At 44.1% G+C, this 20,032-nt stretch carries 19 protein-coding genes; 10 read left to right on the top strand and 9 right to left on the bottom strand.

Features of this window, described 5'->3' with window-relative positions:
- Nucleotides 1-236 precede the first annotated feature (236 nt).
- Nucleotides 237-2,039, top strand: coding sequence for an oligoendopeptidase F (gene pepF / locus AB5627_RS08760; protein ID WP_368369799.1), 1,803 nt, complete (start codon nt 237-239; stop codon nt 2,037-2,039).
- 333 nt (nt 2,040-2,372) lie between these two features.
- Here the strand turns inward: pepF and AB5627_RS08755 are convergent, their stop codons facing one another.
- The 4 genes from AB5627_RS08755 to AB5627_RS08740 form a co-directional block, all read right to left on the bottom strand.
- Nucleotides 2,373-2,636, bottom strand: a complete 264-nt coding sequence (locus tag AB5627_RS08755; RefSeq protein ID WP_022288648.1) for a DUF6171 family protein — start codon at nt 2,634-2,636, stop codon at nt 2,373-2,375.
- A 57-nt stretch (nt 2,637-2,693) separates the two neighbouring features.
- A complete protein-coding gene (locus tag AB5627_RS08750; RefSeq protein ID WP_022288647.1) occupies nt 2,694-4,328 on the bottom strand; it encodes a DAK2 domain-containing protein in 1,635 nt (544 codons plus the stop codon).
- A gap of 41 nt (nt 4,329-4,369) precedes the next feature.
- On the bottom strand, nt 4,370-4,717 hold the full coding sequence (locus AB5627_RS08745) for an Asp23/Gls24 family envelope stress response protein (protein WP_022288646.1): 348 nt from the start codon (nt 4,715-4,717) through the stop codon (nt 4,370-4,372).
- Between the two features lie 133 nt (nt 4,718-4,850).
- Nucleotides 4,851-5,501: an HAD family hydrolase gene (locus AB5627_RS08740; protein ID WP_038671160.1), complete on the bottom strand. Its 651-nt coding sequence runs from the start codon at nt 5,499-5,501 to the stop codon at nt 4,851-4,853.
- Between the two features lie 247 nt (nt 5,502-5,748).
- On the opposite strand from AB5627_RS08740, the gene AB5627_RS08735 reads away from it, so the two are divergent.
- The 3 genes from AB5627_RS08735 to AB5627_RS08725 all read left to right on the top strand — a co-directional run bounded on the left by AB5627_RS08735 (nt 5,749) and on the right by AB5627_RS08725 (nt 9,629).
- Nucleotides 5,749-7,185: a uracil-xanthine permease family protein gene (locus AB5627_RS08735; RefSeq protein ID WP_022288644.1), complete on the top strand. Its 1,437-nt coding sequence runs from the start codon at nt 5,749-5,751 to the stop codon at nt 7,183-7,185.
- Between the two features lie 84 nt (nt 7,186-7,269).
- The gene (upp, locus tag AB5627_RS08730; protein WP_022288643.1) at nt 7,270-7,899 is read left to right on the top strand and encodes a uracil phosphoribosyltransferase; all 630 of its coding nucleotides are present in this window, start codon (nt 7,270-7,272) and stop codon (nt 7,897-7,899) included.
- Nucleotides 7,900-8,138: 239 nt separating this feature from the next.
- Nucleotides 8,139-9,629: a glycosyltransferase family 39 protein gene (locus tag AB5627_RS08725; protein WP_368369798.1), complete on the top strand. Its 1,491-nt coding sequence runs from the start codon at nt 8,139-8,141 to the stop codon at nt 9,627-9,629.
- A gap of 44 nt (nt 9,630-9,673) precedes the next feature.
- Here the strand turns inward: AB5627_RS08725 and AB5627_RS08720 are convergent, their stop codons facing one another.
- The 5 genes from AB5627_RS08720 to AB5627_RS08700 all read right to left on the bottom strand — a co-directional run bounded on the left by AB5627_RS08720 (nt 9,674) and on the right by AB5627_RS08700 (nt 15,519).
- Nucleotides 9,674-11,110 (bottom strand): murein hydrolase activator EnvC, encoded by a 1,437-nt coding sequence (locus AB5627_RS08720; protein WP_278461696.1) that lies wholly within the window; start codon nt 11,108-11,110, stop codon nt 9,674-9,676.
- Between the two features lie 51 nt (nt 11,111-11,161).
- The gene (locus tag AB5627_RS08715; RefSeq protein ID WP_243240668.1) at nt 11,162-12,619 is read right to left on the bottom strand and encodes a murein hydrolase activator EnvC; all 1,458 of its coding nucleotides are present in this window, start codon (nt 12,617-12,619) and stop codon (nt 11,162-11,164) included.
- Between the two features lie 178 nt (nt 12,620-12,797).
- Entirely contained in the window at nt 12,798-13,703 is a 906-nt protein-coding gene (gene ftsX / locus AB5627_RS08710; RefSeq protein WP_117896466.1) for a permease-like cell division protein FtsX, read from the bottom strand.
- Nucleotides 13,690-14,376, bottom strand: coding sequence for a cell division ATP-binding protein FtsE (ftsE, locus tag AB5627_RS08705; RefSeq protein ID WP_022288638.1), 687 nt, complete (start codon nt 14,374-14,376; stop codon nt 13,690-13,692). The genes ftsX and ftsE overlap by 14 nt, the downstream gene beginning before the upstream one ends.
- Nucleotides 14,377-14,433: 57 nt before the next feature.
- Nucleotides 14,434-15,519 carry a CdaR family transcriptional regulator gene (locus tag AB5627_RS08700; RefSeq protein WP_022288637.1) on the bottom strand — a complete coding sequence of 362 codons (1,086 nt, stop codon included), beginning with the start codon at nt 15,517-15,519 and terminating at the stop codon, nt 14,434-14,436.
- Nucleotides 15,520-15,958: 439 nt separating this feature from the next.
- On the opposite strand from AB5627_RS08700, the gene rimM reads away from it, so the two are divergent.
- The 6 genes from rimM to AB5627_RS08670 all read left to right on the top strand — a co-directional run bounded on the left by rimM (nt 15,959) and on the right by AB5627_RS08670 (nt 19,951).
- Nucleotides 15,959-16,465, top strand: coding sequence for a ribosome maturation factor RimM (gene rimM / locus AB5627_RS08695; protein ID WP_022288636.1), 507 nt, complete (start codon nt 15,959-15,961; stop codon nt 16,463-16,465).
- Complete coding sequence (locus tag AB5627_RS08690) at nt 16,465-16,968, top strand: hypothetical protein (RefSeq protein WP_022288635.1); 504 nt, start codon at nt 16,465-16,467, stop codon at nt 16,966-16,968. Before rimM ends, AB5627_RS08690 begins: the two co-directional genes overlap by 1 nt.
- A 1-nt stretch (nt 16,969) precedes the next feature.
- On the top strand, nt 16,970-17,710 hold the full coding sequence (trmD, locus tag AB5627_RS08685) for a tRNA (guanosine(37)-N1)-methyltransferase TrmD (protein ID WP_022288634.1): 741 nt from the start codon (nt 16,970-16,972) through the stop codon (nt 17,708-17,710).
- A gap of 283 nt (nt 17,711-17,993) precedes the next feature.
- Nucleotides 17,994-18,266 carry an HPr family phosphocarrier protein gene (locus AB5627_RS08680; RefSeq protein ID WP_022288633.1) on the top strand — a complete coding sequence of 91 codons (273 nt, stop codon included), beginning with the start codon at nt 17,994-17,996 and terminating at the stop codon, nt 18,264-18,266.
- A 456-nt stretch (nt 18,267-18,722) separates the two neighbouring features.
- The gene (locus AB5627_RS08675) at nt 18,723-19,475 is read left to right on the top strand and encodes a 16S rRNA (uracil(1498)-N(3))-methyltransferase (RefSeq protein ID WP_022288632.1); all 753 of its coding nucleotides are present in this window, start codon (nt 18,723-18,725) and stop codon (nt 19,473-19,475) included.
- A 161-nt stretch (nt 19,476-19,636) separates the two neighbouring features.
- On the top strand, nt 19,637-19,951 hold the full coding sequence (locus AB5627_RS08670; RefSeq protein ID WP_022288631.1) for a hypothetical protein: 315 nt from the start codon (nt 19,637-19,639) through the stop codon (nt 19,949-19,951).
- The last annotated feature ends 81 nt before the right edge of the window (nt 19,952-20,032 follow it).

Here is a 20,032-nt window from a genome sequence, read left to right as displayed (position 1 = left end):
AATATGATGAAGAGTTTAAAAAGCAGGCAATAAAGCTCGCAAAGGAGATTGGCACCTAGCTTTATGCCGCTGGTTGTGTTTTTATTTGTATCGTGTATTATTTTACAGTTCACCTGCCCTAATTTGACAAAAGTACGTCAATGGAGTATAATGTAACCAGCGTTACGCAAATTAATTATAGGCAATACCACACAAGACAAGCCTATACCTATTATTATAGAAACGAGGTCATGAAAATGAGCGAGGAAAGAATACCTAAGAGAAGTGAAGTGCCTGAACAGTTCAAGTGGGCACTGGAGGATATTTATGCCACTGACGAAAAGTGGGCGGAGGACTTGCAGAAGCTGAAGGCTATGCCTGAGAGAATAGCGGCGTTCAAGGGCAGACTTAGCGAGAGTGCTGACACGCTTTATGATTTTATGAAACTTTCAGACGAGATATCTGTTCTTTGCGACAGCCTTGGCAACTATGCTCAAAGACGTTCTGACGAGGACACTGCAAATGCAAAGTATCAGGGCTTTCTCGGTCAGCTTATGAACGCTTATGTTGCGGTAAACTCAGCAGGAAGCTTTGAAACACCTGAGATCATTTCTATCGAGGAGGATAAGCTTCAGGAATTCTATGAGGATAAGCCTGAGTTGAAGCTTTATAAGCGTGCGCTGGATAAGCTACGTCGTAAAAAGGCTCATATCCTCTCTGAGGCTGAGGAGAAGATACTTGCCCTGACTGGCGAAATGGGTCAGTCCCCTGAAAATATATACTCTATGTTTTCTGACGCTGACCTGCGTTTCCCTGACGCTGTGGATAAGGACGGCAAGGCTCATCAGGTCACACACGGAAGCTATATCCCACTGGTGCAGAGCGAGGACAGAGTACTGAGAAAGTCGGCTTTCGAGTCTATGTACAGCACCTTCGATAAGTTCAGGAACACCTGTGCGGCAACACTGTCGGCACAGATAAAAGCGGTGAACTTCTATGCAAAGGCTAGAAGATATGATTCAAGCCTTGAAGCCGCTTTGGACGGAACAGAAGTGCCTGTTTCAGTGTACAAAAACCTTATTGAAGCCGTCCATGACAATATGCACTATATGTACGATTATGTTGCACTGAGAAAGAAGCTTTTGGGCGTTGACGAGCTGCATTTCTATGACCTTTATACGCCTGTTGTTCCTGACGCAGATATGAAGATAACCTTTGAGGAGGCTAAGGAAACTGTCCTGAAAGCCCTTGCACCTATGGGAGAGGATTACCTTGCGATACTCAAAAAGGGCTTTGAAAACCGCTGGATAGACGTTTACGAAAACGAGGGCAAAACAAGCGGAGCATATTCCGCAGGTGCAAGAGTTCACCCTTATGTGCTGCTCAATCATAAGGATACACTTAACTGTATGTTCACGCTGGCGCACGAAATGGGTCACGCTATCCACTCGTATCTTTCAAATAAAAATCAGCCTGTGGTATATTCAGATTACGTTATCTTTGTGGCAGAGGTAGCCTCAACTTGCAACGAAGCCCTTCTTATGCAGTATCTGCTGAAAAACACCGAGGATAAAAAGCAGAGAGCGTATCTTATAAATTACTTCCTTGAACAGTTCCGTACCACACTTTACCGCCAGACAATGTTCGCAGAGTTTGAGCTGAAAATAAATGAAATGGTAGCGGCAGGGGAGAGTCTGACAGTCGAAGGACTGAACGAGCTTTACGGCGAGCTAAACAAGCTTTATTTCGGTGACGGAATAGTGCTTGATGATGAGATAAAATTGGAGTGGGCAAGGATACCTCACTTCTATTATGACTATTATGTTTATCAGTATGCAACAGGCTATTCTGCGGCTATCGCACTTTCACAGAGGATATTGAAGTATGGCGAACCTGCGGTAAAGGACTATATAGGATTCCTGAAAGGTGGCTGCTCAACTGACCCTATCTCATTGCTTAAGGGTGCAGGTGTAGATATGGCAACAACTCAGCCTATCAATGAGGCACTTGCAATGTTCGGAGAGCTTGTAAAGGAAATGGAAGAAGCAATGGCGGAGTAAGTGAGGAGTGAGGAATGGGCATAGCTGACCAAAGTTGTGCCCCCAACACCGAGCGTAGCGAGAGATAAAACGCAGGCTCAAGCCCGGCGTTAGAGGGCTTGTGGGGTCAAGGGGCAAAGCCCCTGCGGAGTATGAGGCAGAGCCTCATTCGGCGACAGCCGACTAAGCGGTGCAGAAAAGTAAAAAAAGCACACAACAGTAAAAGAAACAATAAAGCGGTGTCGGAGAACAAATCTCTGCACCGCTTTTTCTATCCAAATAAACAAAGTAAAACCCGCAAAGAGCGTAGCGATTTTGCGGTGGAAGGAACTTGCCTGAATGAACAGTATGCCTTTACCACTTCTTGTTTATATCCGCACAACGCATACCTATCTTCAACGCCCTCAGCTCAACATAACAGCCGCATAAAACGCACATTCCGTCCACAAGCTTTTCACAATCCTTGCAAAACGCCAAACGCTGACGATACTCTTCCTCTGATACTTTCTTGTCCGCAGGATATGCCGCAATGTGCGAACGCATATCACGGAGAAAATCATTTTCGTCCATATCCTCCAACAGGCATTTCCTGCACTGAACCTTTGTTATATCACTCATAAAAATTTCTCCATTGTACAAAAAAGCGGACAGCTCAATGCCGTCCGCCTTGTTATCTTATTCTACAGAAATGATGTAGTAGTAAACAGGCTGACCGCCGTTTATAAGGTTTACATCAAGATTTGAGAACTTCGCAGCTACCTGCTTTTGCAGTGCCTCAGCCGCCTCGTCTGTAACGTCTGAGCCGTAAAGGATCGTGATGAATGAGCTGTCACCCTTAACAAGCTTCTTTGTGAGCTTGTAAGCTGCCTTTGAAACGTCCTTTTCCACAAAGCTCAGCTTGCCGTTTTCAATGCAGAGTATCTCGCCCTGCTTGATAGCGTGACCCTCATAGTCAGAATCCCTTGCCGCAAATGTTACCTGACCTGTGGCAACTCTTTCAAGTGCATTGGTCATTTCAATGCGGTTCGTATTGAAATCAGCGTCAGGGTCAAATGCCAGCATTGCTGACATTCCCTGCGGTATAGTCCTTGTCTGAAGCACGCATACCTTTCTGTCTGCAAGCTTAACAGCCTGCTCAGCCGCCATGATGATGTTCTTGTTGTTTGGCAGAACGAAAACCGTTTCAGCGGGGCATGACATTATTGCCGCAAGTATATCCTCAGTGGAAGGGTTCATGGTCTGTCCGCCCTTAACGATGCAGTCAACGCCGATATCTCTGAACATTGATTCAATGCCGTTTCCTGCCGCAACTGCAACAAAGCCGTACTGCTTTTCAGGCTTTGCAGGAACGAACTCCTGTTTTGCTTCTTTCTGTCTGGCCTTGTGCTGGAGCTTCATATTTTCTATCTTTGGCAGATTGATGTAGCCAAATTCAAGACCCTTCTGGATAGCCTTACCAGGGTCGTTGGTATGAACGTGTACCTTTATTATCTCATCGTCCTCGACAACTACAACGCAGTCACCTATGGTTTCAAGATAAGCTCTCAGCTTTGATGAATCGTCAGCGTCAGCTTTCTTTGTGATTATCATTTCAGTGCAGTATGTGAAGTGTATCTCACAGTCATACTGACCAACAGTAGCCGCAAATGTGTCGACTGTTACCTGTTGTTTCTGTGCAGGAGCATCAGCCTTTACTATTTCGCCACCCTTGAATACATCTCTCATTGCTTCAAAGATAATGAGAAGTCCCTTGCCGCCTGCGTCAACAACGCCTGCCTTGGCAAGAGCAGGGAGAAGCTTTGGTGTTTCGTTCAGTGAAAGTTCAGCCTGTTTGCAAACTTCCTCCATTATAATAATAGGATCGTTTGTGGAGTGGAGCATTTCTCTTGCTTTCTCCGCAGACTCTCTTGCAACTGTCAGGATAGTTCCCTCTGTAGGCTTCATTACGCTCTTGTATGCTCCTGAAACGCCCTGTTCCAGCGACTCCACAAGCTCATTCGCACCCATTTCCTTTTTGCCTGCAAGTCCTTTTGCAAAGCCTCTGAAAATAAGCGAAAGTATAACGCCTGAGTTTCCTCTTGCACCTCTAAGAAGTGCAGAAGCTGTTGTGCTTGCCACAACTGAGCAGTCTGTATCGTCGCTGAGATTTTCAAGCTCTGCTACGGAATTTGTTATAGTCATTGACATATTAGTTCCTGTATCTCCGTCAGGTACTGGGAACACGTTAAGCTCGTCAACTGATTTTTTCTTGTTAGATATGCTGTGTGCGGCACTTATGACAGCGTCACGCAGCAAGCCTCCGTTTATCACTATAGTTTTCCTCCTATACTGTTATAGATATCCTAGGACGTTCAGCCTTTCATTTCGTCAACGTAAACGTTCACAGATTTAACGTTGACCCCTGCCTGCTCTGTCAGAACATAATTTACCTTGTGAATGATGCTGTCAACGATAGCTCCGACATTTATGCCGTAGTTCACAGTGATGTGCAGGTCAACGATAAGCTCGTCCCCGTCCTGACGGATTATAACGCCCTTTGTGGTGTTCTCTTTCTTTAGCATTGCAGAAACGCCCTGTTTTGCACCATAGGCGTTAAGTCCTGCCACGCCGAAACAGCTTTCGGCAGTATCCGAGATAAGCTGTCTGAGATATCCGGTGGATATACCTATAGTCCCTATATGGTTGCGAAACTTTATCACAGAAAACAACTCCTCTTGATCGTGGCAGGATCACAAGCTTATTTCTTATGCCGCCACATAATAATTTATTTTATTATATCATAAACATTTGACTTTTGCAATAGGTTTTCGCTCTTTTATACACCTGTCAAATTTATCCCAGAAGCCATTTTGCGGCTTCCAGAGGCGTTTCGGCTATATACACCGCACCTGCCTTGGAAAGCTCCTCTCTTGTGCCGTAGCCGTAAAGCATACCGATACAATCTATACCAAGAGCTTTTGCACCAAGCACGTCATGATGCCTGTCGCCTGCCATTATCACCTGTGAGCGGTCATTAACACCGCAGTTTTTCAAAGTGTGCACGATAACGTCCGCCTTTACGCTCCTGGAGCCGTCAAGCTCCGCACCGCCTATGTAGTCAAAATACTGTGCAAGGTGAAAATGCTCCAGTATCTTCACCGCAAAGACCTGCGGCTTAGAAGTCGCCACCGCAAGGTGAAGCCCAGCCTCCGACAGCATTTTAAGGCAATCTTCCACTCCCTCGTAAACACGGTTCTCGAAAATGCCCTTGGTGGTGTAGTATTCACGGTAGTATTTAACAGCCTGCTCGCATTTTTCATCATCAAAGCCGTAAAAATCCCTGAAAGAGTCTTTCAGCGGCGGACCGAGAAACTTTGTCATCGTGCTCATCTCAGGCTCTATGCTGAACTTTTTCAGTGCGTATACAGCCGAATTTATTATGCCCTCGCCCGACTCAGTAAGCGTGCCGTCAAGGTCAAAAAGAACATATCTGTAATTTTTCATGTCATTACCTCACATAATACAATATATCAATTGCTATTATAACGCAAAACGGCTTATTTGTCAAAGAAAATGGGCAATTACGCACAAAAAATCCTGCTGAAATACGGCATTTAGCTCATTGACAAAAATATTGTTATAAGTTAAAATTAAAAAGGCGGTTTGTGTCAAAACGTACCGCAAAGAAGTGTTTTCCTGTTTATATCGGAAATGGAAAACGTGAGAAAATTTATATGAATGAGGTGTTATATTGAAACTTATTTTTGATGTTTCAGACAAGCCAAAGGCTGGTCAACTGGTAGTGTTCGCACTTCAGCAGATGTTGGCTATCCTTGCGGCGACCATCGCTGTGCCGCTTATTATCGGCAAAGGTCTTACTCCTGCGGCTGCAATGTTTGGTGCAGGTGTGGGAACTATAGTTTATATCCTTTTTACAAAAAGAAAAAGCCCTGTGTTCCTTGGCTCGTCCTTTGCTTTTTTAGGCTCAATGGCGGCGGCTTTTGCAGGCGGCGTTTCAATGCAGCTTGGTATGCTTGGACTTATCGTCGGTGCATTCCTTGCAGGACTTGTATATGTCGTTATCGCAATAGTAGTAAAATTTGTTGGAGTAGGCTGGCTCAATAAGCTCATGCCTGCGGTGGTAATAGGACCGACCGTTGCTATAATCGGACTTTCCCTTGCAGGAAATGCTATCGGCGACCTCGTCAAAGGCGACGTAACAAAGCAGGTAACAGAGTATGCAGTCTCCACCGACAGCGGCACACCTGAGATAATCGAAACTGTATCCAACGTGCCTGTAGGCTCGTCATATGTGGCTCTTATCTGCGGACTTATCACCCTTGCAGTGGTAATGCTTTGCTCAACATATGGCAAGAAAACACTCAGACTTATACCTTTTATAATCGGTATCCTCGCAGGCTATGCAGCCGCAGCGATCTTCACTGTTATCGGCAATATATGTGATATTGACGCACTTAAAATAGTAGATTTCAGCATTTTCAGCAGCTATATGCTCACAGACGGCAGCGTTTCACTGAAAACATTTGTTAGCCTGCCTGACTTTGCATTTGTTTCAGGTCTGAAAGGTCTTAAAGAGTTCGACTTCACATATTTTGCAACTATATTTGTAGCCTATGTGCCAGTTGCACTTGTTGTTTTTGCAGAACACGTTGCTGACCATAAAAACCTTTCTTCTATTATCGACCATGACCTCCTTGAAGAGCCTGGTCTTACAAGAACGCTTCTCGGCGACGGTGTAGGTTCTATCGCGGGCGCACTGTTCGGCGGCTGTCCGAACACAACATACGGTGAGTCCGTTGCCTGCGTTGCTATCACAGGAAACGCATCTGTAATAACTATCTTTGCGGCAGCAATAGGCTGTATGCTGTTTTCGTTCATCACTCCGCTTGTTGCGTTCGTTGATTCTATCCCTGCATGCGTAATGGGTGGCGTTTGTATCGCTCTTTACGGCTTTATCGCAGTTTCAGGTCTTAAAATGATACAGGACGCAAACCTTGACGATAACAGAAATCTCTTTGTTGTGTCCGTTATCCTCATTGCAGGTATCGGCGGTCTGACACTCACATTCGGTGATATAACACTCACCGAAGTTGCCGCAGCTCTTATCCTCGGCATACTTACAAACGTTATGCTTTCAAAGAAAAAGGGCAATGTAGCTAAGAAATAATAAAACGTAGGGGCGAACAGTATTCACCCGTCACTGCGTACAAAAATGTAAATTTAAAATATACTATGAAAGGAAATCATAAAAATGGGGAACGTAAATATCATCAATCACCCGCTTGTAAAGCACAAAATAACACTTATGCGTGACGAAAACACAGGAACAAGAGAGTTCCGTATACTTGTGGAAGAGGTCGCAATGCTCATGGGCTATGAGGCTATGAGAGATCTGCCAACAGAGGACGTTGAGGTGAAAACACCTATAACCACAAGAAAGCTCCCTATGCTCTGCGGCAAAAAGCTTGCTATCGTGCCTATCCTGAGGGCAGGTCTTGGCATGGTAAACGGACTTCTTGCACTTGTTCCGTCTGCAAAGGTCGGTCATATCGGTCTTTATCGTGACGAGGTCACACACGAGCCTCACGAGTATTACTGCAAGCTCCCTGATAGAATAAACGAGCGACTTGTTATTGTCTGTGACCCAATGCTTGCGACAGGCGGATCTGCGATACAGGCTGTTGACTTTTTGAAAGACAAGGGCTGCAAGAACATCAAGTTCATGTGCATAATCGCTGCTCCTGAGGGTCTTGACGCTCTGAGAACGGCTCACCCTGATATCGACATTTATGTAGGCAACCTTGATGAAAAGCTCAACGAGGACGCTTATATCGTTCCTGGTCTTGGCGACGCAGGTGACAGGATCTTCGGCACAAAATAATGGTCTTATACTAATACTCGCTGCTTTGTTTTTTGCAACAGAGCGGCGATTTTTTTGTTTTATTCACTAAAAAAACTTTAAAAAGTTCCTTCAATTTCAGTTGTTAAAATAATTGAAACTTATTTCCGTTGATGATATAATTCAAATGTAGAAATATAGAACAAAATAAAAAAACAGGGCGAACTCATGTAAAAAAATATATTATGAGGATACATCCTAATAAGGAGATAAAAATGTTTGTGAAGAAAACCGGCCGATTTTTTGCGGTCACAAGCATGATCGTGTGCTGCTGTTGCACTGCAACTGTGTTTATCTCATACATAAAACGCAGTAACATACGAATGCTTTGTCTTGGACCATTTTTCCTTGCGGCGGCGATAGTGTTGTATATTGCTCTGAAACGCTGTGAAAAGAAGCTTACCAAAAAGCGTGTCAGACTTATATTTGCTTTTTTCTGCCTGATTTTGCTTGCATTGCAGATATTGTTTGTGCGTTATCTTTATTACAATTACGAAATGGTTGACCCAAAAATAACAGGGGAGTTCGCAAAACGCTTTGTCATGGGTGAGGATCTGGGGAGCATCAAAGAAAGCTATCGTATTTATGCTGCAAAATACCCTAACGCATGGGGCATGATATATTTGCAGATACCCTTTTTCGCCTTATGGAAGCTTTTCACCGGTGGCGTGAGCATCTATGCGGGGCAGACCTTTAACGTAATTCTTATTCAACTTAGCGTAATAATGACCTTTCTCACAGGGGAGAGGATATTCAAACTTAACAGCCAAAGGCTTTTTTGCGGCATTATTTCGGCACTTATGCCTGTTATGCTGCTTTATACTCCGTTTTTTCATTCTGATACAGCAGGCATGATATTTGTAAGCTGTACTCTTTATTATCTGACCCTTGCGGTGAAAGAAAAAAGCAAAACCAAAAGCGTTGTCTATGCTCTTATAGCAAGCCTTTTTATCGCACTTGGAAACACTGTAAAGGGAAGCATTGCAATAATTCTGATTTCAGTGATGATATTTTTTGTGCTGAAAATGGGTGTAAAAAGGGGAGCTATCCTGAGCCTTGCGGCTGTTATGCTGTTTATTGGCGTGTCAAAGGCGGCATACTATGGCGGTCTTGCCATGGGTATCTCTGATGAAAAAATGGTAGACAGATATCGTTTTCCTGTTACACACTGGATAATGATGAGCCTTAACAGCGAATACAAGACCCACGTTGACGAGGACGTTGACTTCACAATGTCATTTGATACATATGACGCCAAAAAGCAGGCGAATATCCGGGAAATAAAAGCCCGCCTTGAAAACATAAGCACCCCTTATGAAGCCTGCAAAATGGCTTATCACAAAGTCGCCAGAACGTGGGACAGCGGTGGTTTTTCCTATGGCAAATATCTATCACGCTCCGAACCCTCAGGTGGTCTTCGAGAGGTATTGCACAGTCGCTTACTTGGTAGCTATGTAGACGGCTATCACAGTGCAATGCTCATAGCAATGGCGTTTGGTGCAGTTTATGCCGCTGGCAAGCATCGCCACTCTGTTTTGTTTTTCAGCATAGTGACTCTCACGGGAGTTATACTCTTTTTCCTTATCTGGGAAAATCCACCGAGATATATCGTCACATTTATCCCCGTGATAATGCTTCTTTGCACTGCAGGAACAAGATTTATCACAGCGATTATTTCACGTCTTTGTAAGCGTGTGAGTGCTTCAAAATAAGATAAAAAAGGCCTCTTATGTTTTTCCATAAGAGGTCGATTTTTTTATTGTGTAACATCAAGATAGAACGCAGGGTTCAATATATAACCCTGATAGCGTATCTCAATGTGCAGGTGGTCGCCTGTTGAAAAGCCGGTCGAACCCATTTTGCCGATAACGTCGCCTTTTTTCACCTCGTCACCTATCTCCACATCTACCTCTGTGAGATGTCCGTAAAGGGTGATGAACTCGTTGCCGTGGTCGATGATAACATAGTTTCCATAACCGCCGCCACAGCCGCAGGACTCCTCCTTGCCGTAGTCATGAGTGCAGGTGGTGTTAATCTTTATGACCTTGCCACTGCATGAAGCGTGAATAGGCGTGCCGTGAGCCGCAGGAATGTCAAGACCCGTGTGATATGAGCCCCAGCGTGCGCCCACGCCTGATGATACGGAGTAAGCCCCCGGAACAGGCCATGCGAAGTAGTAATCAGGCTCGGTATCTCCAAGCTTTTCGCCCTTGTCAAGGCGGTCATTTATCTCCTTGTGAAGCTCCTCAAGCTTCACATCTGCAAGTGCCATTGTGGCGGAAACTTCGTTATCTCTTGCTGTTCCGCCTGAGCCTGACGATTTCAGTATGCCGGAAAGGCTGCCCTCAAACTGCTCACGCTCCGCCTCATAGGCTTCGTTCTGCTCTCTGAGCTTTTTCTGCTTAGCTTTAAGCTCCTGCTGTGTTTTTGTACTGGAGCGGTAAAGCTGACTGAGCATATCCTTCTGCTGTGTATACTGTGTGTACTGAGCGTCATACTCGGCTTTCTGTTTGTCAAGGGTCTTTTGCATATCCTCATATTCAGTTTTAAGTTTTATAAGGTTATCAATGATAGTGTCATCATGGTGTGCCACACGCTTTATAAGCTCTAATCTCATGAGTATGTCATAAAAGCTGTCTGATTCCAAAAGCATTGTGGTGTAGCTGTCCGACCCTGCGATATACATTGCCCTTAATCTTTGTTTAAAGTCCTCTATGCCCTTGTTTATCTCAGCCTGCTTCTTATCGATATTTCGCTGATTGGTGTTTATCTGAAGCTCCAGTGCGGTCATGTAAGAGTTGAGAACGTCTATTTCGTCATTTATAGAATCTATCTTTTCTTTCAGAAGCTTCTGCTTTTTCTCGCTTTTCTCAATGTCCTCATCATATTTGTCGAGCTGTTCGTTTATTTCCGTCTGCTTTTTTGATAGCTCTCTAAGCTGTTCTGCATACTGTGTGATGTCAAAACCTGTTGACTCCTCCTGAGAATTATCGTCATTTTCTGTTTGTTCATCGCTTTGCTGACCTCCGTCAGCCACAGAATCAGTATAGTTATAGTCCTCCCCCTGCGAGCTTTCAGTGTCCGCTGAGGTTATCTTCAAAGAAGAATTGTAGCTGCTTCCTGCAATACCAGCGGTAACAGCGAATGCGATAATGAAAGTGAGAATACGTTTTAAGCTGTAAAGCCTGTTCATGAAATAAAAGACTCCTTTGGTTGTGGGGCAAGACCTTTCGGCATTGCCTGTTTATACATAATTTGACGGATTCTGTGCCACGCCGTTCAATCGCACCTCAAAGTGCAGGTGGTCGCCAGTTGAATATCCTGTTGAGCCGACAATACCCAGAACGTCGCCCTTGTTGACGTGCTGACCCTGTGTTACGCTCATATACTGTGAGTGACCGTAAAGGGTCCAGTAGCCGTTGCCGTGGTCGATTATGCAGTAGTTTCCATATCCGCCGCCGCAGCCGCATGAGCCGTTCTTGCCATAATCGTGTGTGCAGGTGTTGCTGACGAGTATAACAGTACCCTCAGCGGCAGCGCATATCTTTGCGCCTCTTATTCCAGGAGACCAGATGTCGATACCCTTGTGATAAGCGCCCCAGCGCCAACCCACGCCGTAGGAAATATGATAATAACCCGGCACAGGCCATGTAAACTGGCTCTTGTCGGTATAATTGTAGTCACCGTTATTGGTAGAAGATTGACCGCTGTTAGAGGTGTTGCCGTTTGCATTAGAAGATGAAGAATTGCCGTTATTATTCTGCTGTTGCTGCTGTTGTCTACGTTCTTCTTCCTCTCTTCTCTTACGTTCTTCCTCTTCTTTTTTCTTACGTTCCTCTTCTTCCTTCTTTTTGATCTGCTCCTGCTCCTTGTAAAGCTTCTGGAGCTGTGTCTCGAAGTCTTCCTGCTCCTTGTTTATCTGCTCCTTATTGGCTTCATAAGCCGCCTTATCTTCCTCAAGCTGGTCGATAACAGCCTGACTTTTTGCATAAAGGTCGTCAAGCTTTTTCTTCTGCTCAGTGTGATAGGCCTTTTGTTCTTCAAGGGTAGTTTTGTTAGTTTCAAGGTCAGTCTTGTTGGCTTCAAGCTCTGCTTCCTGAGATTCATACTCGCCTTTAAGCTCAACAAGTCCGTCGATCATGGTGTTGTCATGGTCAGCCACTCTTTTGACAAGCTCTATTTTCATAAGCATATCATAAAAGTCCGTCGAACCAATAAGAATATCGGTGTATGAACTATTTCCGGCAACATACATTGCTCTAAGACGTTGTTTGAAGTCAACAACGCCATTTTCTATCTCAGTTCTCTTGTTTTTTATTTTTATTTCGCTCTTTGCGATAGCCTCTTCAAGGTCGGCTATCTCAGTTTCAAGGTCAGTGATAGAATCCTCAAGGGTCAGTATAGTTTCCTGAACAGTTTCTATCTGCTCTTGGATAGCTTTCTGATTTTCTTCCTCCTTGGAGATATCGTCCTTTGTGCTGTTTATCTGCTTGTCAAGGTCAGCCTGCTTTTGTTCAAGCTCGCTTATTTTATCCTTGGCAGAGGATATTTTTTTCTTGTTGTTCTTTATTGCCTGACTTTCTGCAGAAGCGTTCTGTGCTGTCATGACCGGCTGTGTGCCGCCTGCAAGCATTGTCATGGAAGCGACTACGGCGATAGTGAAAGCCAATACTCGCTTCATTGTGAATATACCTGTTTTCATACCTGTCCTCCGTCTTAAAAAAGACCATTTTTACACGTTTTTATCTTTCTCTAACGCATTATCCCGCACGTTCTCTCTTTTTTATCTCATGTCAGGATATGCTTTAAACTGCAACAAAAGGCAGTCTAAAAACCCCGTTGGATCATAGCCTGCCTTATGTCTATATTTGGCAAATGTATTATACTTTAAGATGCTTGCCTGTGCTTATAGAAGTACCCACCGCACCGATAACAGCGCCTGCGATAAGATAAGATACTGCAACAGGGAGCAAGAGGGATTTGAACGAATACAAATTCTGAACACCGAGAATGCTCCAGAGCTTGAAGTCATCATTGAAGATGTTGTAAATTCCCTCGTATGCAAACTTTGTGAGCAGCAGTGCGCCTGCGGCTGCAAGCAGACCAACTATCATACCCTCGATAAAGAAAGGTATCCTGATAAAGCTGTTGGTAGCGCCTACATATTTCATGATGTTGATCTCTTTACGTCTTGCGAAAACGCTTGCTCTGGTGGTATTTGAAATGATTATCAGACAAACCACAACAAGTGCCACAATGACCGCAAAGGCAACTATCGTAAATACTCTTCTGATACTGATAAGGATATCAGCAAATGCTGTAGGGGACTTTGTTGAGTCAACATTGTCAAAGGTCTCTATCTGAGTGGTTGTTTCGCTCATCTTCTCGATATCCTTGACCGTTACCTTGTATGTGTCCGGCAATGGGTTATCGTCAGCATACTGGAAGAAATCCTTTTCCTCATCAGTCATGCCCTTGAGCATATTTTTCCACGCCTCGTCCTTTGAATAAAGGCTCACCGTATTGATATTTCCGACCTCTTTGAGCTTATTTTCAAGGGTCTGCATATCAGCCTGACTTGTGCCGTCCTTTACGATAACGATGACTTCGCTCTTGTCCTCGATACCGCCGATTATTCTTGTAAGGTTAATGGAAACCAGCACTGATGTGCCTACCATAAGCAGGGAAACGAGCAGGATACAGAAAGAGGCGAACGTCATCATTCTGTTTTTCCAAATGCCCTTGAAGCCCTGATTTATAAGATATCTAAAACTACTTGCTTTCATTGGAGCCTCCTATCACTTCGTCAAAGGCGATCTGACCTTTGTTGATGTTGATAATTCTGCCTCCGAAATAGCGCACAAGGTCATGCTCGTGGGTAACCATAAGAATGGTAGTGCCGCACTCGTTTATGCCCTTGAGAAGCTCTACTATCTCATATGAAAGAGCAGGGTCGATATTTCCTGTAGGCTCGTCGGCAATGATGAGCTGTGGGTCGTTTACAAGTGCTCTTGCAAGTGCCACACGCTGCTGCTCACCGCCTGAAAGCTCGGTCGGATAGCTTTTCGCCTTATCGGAAAGTCCCACAAGGCTTATAACATACGGAACACGGCTTCTTATGTACTTTGCAGGAGCGTCGATCACTCTCAGCACGAACGCCACGTTCTCATAAACTGTCATTGTAGGGATAAGTCTGAAATCCTGAAAAACAACGCCGATAGTTCTGCGAAGGGCAGGTATCTTTCTTCTTCTCAGCTTTTTCAGATTGAAGCCGTTTACCATTACTGTACCGCTGGTCGCATCTATTTCTTTAAGCACCAGCTTGATAAGTGTTGATTTTCCGGCGCCTGAAGGACCTACCACGAAAGCGAAGTCGCCGTCGTTTATCTTCAGGTTTACTTTGTTCAGAGCGTCCACACCGCTTGAATAGGTAACGGACACGTCTTTAAACTCTACCAAAATTTACACCGCCTTAGTTTTACAGAGGCAAGCAAGCCTCTTTTTCGCTCGTAGGACTTAGAACTTGACAGGATTAGCGGAGAGATATTTCTTTACCATAAGAGCTATCTTGAAGATGATAGCGTGGTCGAACTCTCTCAGGTCAAGACCCGTGAGCTTTTTGATCTTTTCAAGTCTGTACACAAGAGTATTTCTGTGAACAAACAGTTTTCTTGAAGTTTCAGAAACGTTCAGGTTGTTTTCAAAGAACTTCTGGATAGTGAAAAGTGTTTCATGATCCAGCGACTCGATAGAGCCTTTCTTGAAAACTTCCTTAAGGAATGTTTCGCAAAGTGTTGTAGGCAGGTGATAGATAAGTCTTGCGATACCAAGATTGTCATAAGAAACGATATTCTTGTCAGTATCGAACACCTTTCCTACCTCGAGAGCTATCTGTGCTTCCTTGAAGCTTCTTGCCAGATCCTTTACGCCCTCTACTACTGTTCCTATACCTACAGTGACTCTTGTATAGAATTCACTTGAAAGGGTATCGGAAATAGAACGTGCCAGTTTTTCCAGATCCTTTGACTCAACGCCGTTTGCCACTTCCTTAACAAGCACGATATCGCTCTCAGTGATGTTGAAAACGAAGTCCTTGGACTTGTCAGGGAAAAGGTTCTGGATAACATCGTAAGCTGAAACGTCATTTGTGGAGAGTATTCTGATAAGCAGCACGACTCTTGAAATGTCAGCGCTGAAATGCAGCTCTCTAGCTTTAACATGAACGTCGCCCGGCAGCACGTTGTCAAGCACTACGTTCTTGATGAAATTGTTTCTGTCGTATTTTTCGTCATAATACTGCTTTATGCTGGAAAGAGTAATGGCAAGTATGCTTGCATACTTTGCAGCCACCTCGTCTGTTCCCTCAACGAAAACAGCATAGTCAGGTTTCATATGAGCACCGAATGGCTTATAGGTATAACCGTCTCTAACAAAAATGTCGTGTGAATCGCCCAGATCTAACGAAACAAATTCGTTAGTCGTTCCGACCTGTGAAAGCTCAGAGCAGGCAATGATAGTTGCGTTCTCATCTATTACGCCTATGACGCAGTCGATAGTGTCACGCATCTGATGAACAACGCTCTGAAATAATCTGTTTGACATAAGTTATTCCCCTCTACTTGCAAAAATTTTCGACCTAAGTTCTGCCATGGGCATAATTACCCCATAAGGGCAGATGTCTGCACATTGTTATTATAACAAAAAACGATATGTTTTGCAAGTGTTTTATAGTGAAAATATGCAAAAAAACTTTTATACCGCAGTTTCAAGCACTGGTCTGCGGTCTGATATATTACAAATTGTAACACATTTTGCTCTCTTATGTGTGAATTTTTTGTTAAATCACAGGTTTTCATGGTGATTTTGTACAAAAGAGGGGCGTAAAGTTCGTTTTGAGTAACCGAATTGTAATTAATAAACTTTTTGTAAATATCCTGAGCTATGTGCATAACAGCGTAGTTAAAGCGTTGCAAAGGGTAAAAAAATATGTTACAATCTATAAAAAGAAAGCTGTAAGATTTGTTATCGGGAGGTAATCAAAATGGACGTAAAAAAATATCTTGAAGCAGGAAAGATAGTATCGGTGTTCGGCATAAAGGGCGAGATAAAAGTACAGCCATGGTGTGATGGACCTGAATTTCTCTGCGGATTTGACACACTATATTATAAGAGTGGTACTCCTGTGGAGATAGAGCGTTCGAGAGTTGCAAAGAATATCGTTGTAATGAAAGTCAAGGGCGTTGACACTGTGGAGGAGGCTCAGAAGCTTCGCAACAGGGTGCTTTATATCGACCGTGACGATGTGGAGCTTGATGAGGGCTGTTATTTTGTTCTGGATCTTATAGGTCTTGAAGTGGTCGACGCTGACAGCGGTGAAAGCTACGGCAAGATAACAGATGTAAGTCAGACGGGTGCTAACGATGTTTACCACATAACCGATGAAAAGGGAAACGTTAAGCTTATCCCTGCGATACCTGAAGTTGTGGCTGAAACGGATATCGAGGGTGGCGTGATGAAGATAACTCCGCTGGAGGGGCTTTTTGATTAATGAAGTTCTGCAAATACGAGGACTTGGAAAGGCTTGTCAGAGATTATTCTGACGGAATGTTCAGCCTGATATTTCCAAAGGTGAACAGCCGTGAAAAGTCGCTGAAATGTATCGAGAGAGTTTTTACAGCATACATAGATGAAAGTCCACGGCTGAGAAGTTCCAGGGCTGAGGAAAAATGGCTTATAAAAAGGCTGAGAAAAGAGAGCGGATTCAACAGGCTTGCCAACACATATAAGGGCGAGGGGCTGAGTTTTATGGAGCTTGACAATATGCTCACAAGTCTGAGGGTATACTATAATAACGAGGGCAACAAGCCGAAGAAGCGCAGGTCTGCTTTGTGGAGCTTATTTGTGGTGATAATAATCGCTATTGTGGTGACTATCGGTGTTGTGCAGGGCATAGGATACTATGAAAAAAGCGGCGGCTCTGTGCAGGAGCATTTGAACAGCGCTGAGGAAAACTGGGCTTACCAGCCTTTTGACATGATATGGAGGAATTGATTTGAACATAGATATTGCAACGCTTTTTCCTGAAATGCTTGAGAATTATCTTTCTGAAAGCGTAGTAGGCAGGGCAAGGGCTAAGAATATTTTCACGGTAACGTGTCATAATATCAGGGATTACACTCAGGACAAGCACCGCAGAGTAGACGATACCCCTTACAGTGAAAGACAGGGTATGCTCATGCAGTGCGAGCCTATTTACAACTGCTACAAGTCGGTGACAGCTGGAAAGGCAAAGCCTCACGTTATCTATATGTCCCCACAGGGAAAAACGCTGACCCAGAAGCGTGCAAAGGAACTTTCTCAGCTTGACAGCATATTTATATTATGCGGTCATTATGAGGGAGTGGACAGCAGGGTCATTGACGAAATAGTCGATGAAGAAATATCCGTGGGGGATTATGTGCTTACCGGCGGAGAACTTCCTGCGTTGGTGCTGGTGGACTGCGTTGTGAGAATGCTGGAGGGAACGCTTTCGCAGGCGGATTGCTATGAGGACGAGAGTCATTATAATGGTCTGCTGGAATATCCACAGTACACACGTCCTGAGGTGTGGCACGACAGGGAAGTGCCTAAAGTGCTTCTATCGGGCAATCATGCTGAGATAGCGAAATGGCGCCGTGAGGAGGCTGTAAAAGCCACCTATTTGAAGCGTCCTGAGCTGTTGGAAAGAAGTCCGCTGACGGAAAAAGATTTGGCTATTATACACAAATTAGAAGAAAAAGAGAATAAAAAGTGATATTGGTTTTCAACACTTTTCACATAATTGTTAAATGAATTTGTACAAAATGATATGATGTAAAAATCTGTGTTGTGAATATATCACAAGTTTAATCATAAAAGTTGCAAAGTTTAGAGCATTGTGCTGAAAATTGAGGGTTTTTCGCTTGTTTGTCTAAAATTTGCGTTGACTAAGGCAGACTTGTCGAGTATAATAAATATATCAAATAACCTGAGGGTATCTTGAAAAAGTCCCTTAATTAGGGAGTTTAACAGCATTATAATGAATGGGAGAGATCAGTATGTTCGTAAAAGACGTAGTAGTACAGAATCAGGTAGGACTTCACGCACGCCCTGCAACATTTTTCATCCAGAAGGCAAATGAATTCAAGTCATCTATCTGGGTAGAGAAAGAGGAGAGAAGAGTAAACGCAAAGAGCCTTCTTGGAATCCTTTCACTTGGCATCGTAGGCGGCACAACTATCAGGATCATTGCAGACGGTCCAGATGAGGAAGCAGCAGTAAAGGGTCTTGTTGACCTTGTTGACAGTGGCTTTGCTGAGGGTGCAAGATAATCGCTCCCTGAATATAACTAAATAGAATAGTTTGATTTAAGCGGAATGTTCTGTGTGGGGCGTTCCGCTTTTTTTGCGTCATGCGTCATAAAATAGGTTCGTTCTGCGATATCCTCGACAGGACAAAAAAACACCCACAGAAAACTGTGGGTGCCAAAAAATAAAAATTATAGGGGAGAAGCTAGTAGAAATTAATCTACAAGCTGTATATATGAAGGCTTGGGGTAAAAGCCTACATACCAAAAATCAACTGCCGCTCTTGGAACTTTCCTCAGTGGGTCTTGTCCCTTGCGACAACTATATAATACCCTGCCCGTATGTACTGCGTATGAAAGTTTTGTGTTAGTTATGTGAACTTTGTTGAACAATTTTTGAAGGTGTGGTATACTATACCAAGAAGCGACGGAAGCGTCGTGAAAGTGCGTAAAATCGTGATTTGAGATTGGAGGACAGTGCTTGACACTGGTTGGGAATATGCCTAGATTTTTTGTTGACAGCGTATCGGGGAATACGATTTCTATCAGGGGTAATGATGCTTATCATATCGGCAGAAGTTTGCGTATGAGGTTGGGCGATGTCATTACGGTATGTGCGGACAGGGTGGAATATAGGGCAAAAATTCTGTCCATTTCTGATAAGGAAGTGGTTTGCGATGTGCTTTCTGCTGAGAAAAGCGAAAACGAGCCTACTGTGAATGTGGTGCTTTATCAGGCGTTGCCTAAGTCTGATAAAATGGATCTTATAGTGCAAAAGGCTGTGGAGCTTGGAGTATACAAGATAGTGCCTGTTATTACGTCGAGGTGCGTTTCAAGACCTGCAAAAAGCGGCTATGAAAAGCGTGTGGAGAGATACAATAAGATAGCTTTGGAAGCGGCGAAACAGTCAGGCAGGGGATATGTGCCTGAGGTGACGAATTTTATCAGCTTTGAGGAGTGCCTTGGTGAACTTAAAGAGTGCGACGAGAGCTTTATGTGTTACGAAAAGGGCGGTGTGAGCCTTAGTAAGACAGGCATTGCCCCTGTCAGTGAGGGCGAGGAAAAGACTATTGGCTTGTTTATCGGCTGTGAGGGCGGTTTCGAGAGCCATGAGGCGGAGAGCTGTAGTCAGGCAGGGGTCACTGTGGTGAGTCTTGGACCTAGGATACTGCGATGCGAGACAGCTCCACTGGCGGCTCTTAGCGTGATAATGAGCCTTACGGGAAATATGTAGCGGTGGGCAATTTGTCAAAGCTTACTGAGATTTTTTGAGCAGGTTGTATAAAAAATCAGTATTTTTTGTAAACGTCTTGATTTTTTATAACAAATATGCTATACTGTAGATAGTCTGAACGCAGTTCAGAGTGGAATATTCAAAAAAAGGAGCGTTTTATTATGGCAAGCGGATTGAAAGTTATAGCTGCACTCGGTGCGATCGCTGCAGGAGCTGCTGCTATTTTTGCATTTAAAAAGCACAAGGAGCTTGAAAACTACGATTACGAAGATCTCGACGAGGATTTCGACGATTGCTGCGGCTGCGACGAGTGCTCTGACGAGGCTGATGAAGCTGACAAGGCAGAGGACGCTGAGAAGTCTGAGGAAAAGGCTGAAGAGCCTGCTGAGGACGAGGCTGCAACTGAGGAGGACGCTGACGTTGAAGTTCAGCTCGACGCTATCGAGGAGCCTGTTGAGGACGTTGACAAGGAATAATCGAGTATCATTTATGAAAACAAAAAGGACAAGCCACTGTGGTTTGTCCTTTTTTTATTTGCCGATATAATTTGTGTCATT

This window comes from Ruminococcus sp. RTP21198st1_G1_RTP21198_201120 (assembly GCF_040924265.1).
In the GTDB taxonomy this organism is placed as follows: domain Bacteria; phylum Bacillota; class Clostridia; order Oscillospirales; family Ruminococcaceae; genus Hominimerdicola; species Hominimerdicola aceti.
The sequence above is the reverse complement of the archived record's forward strand: the minus strand, read 5'-3'. Positions and strand labels throughout refer to the sequence as shown.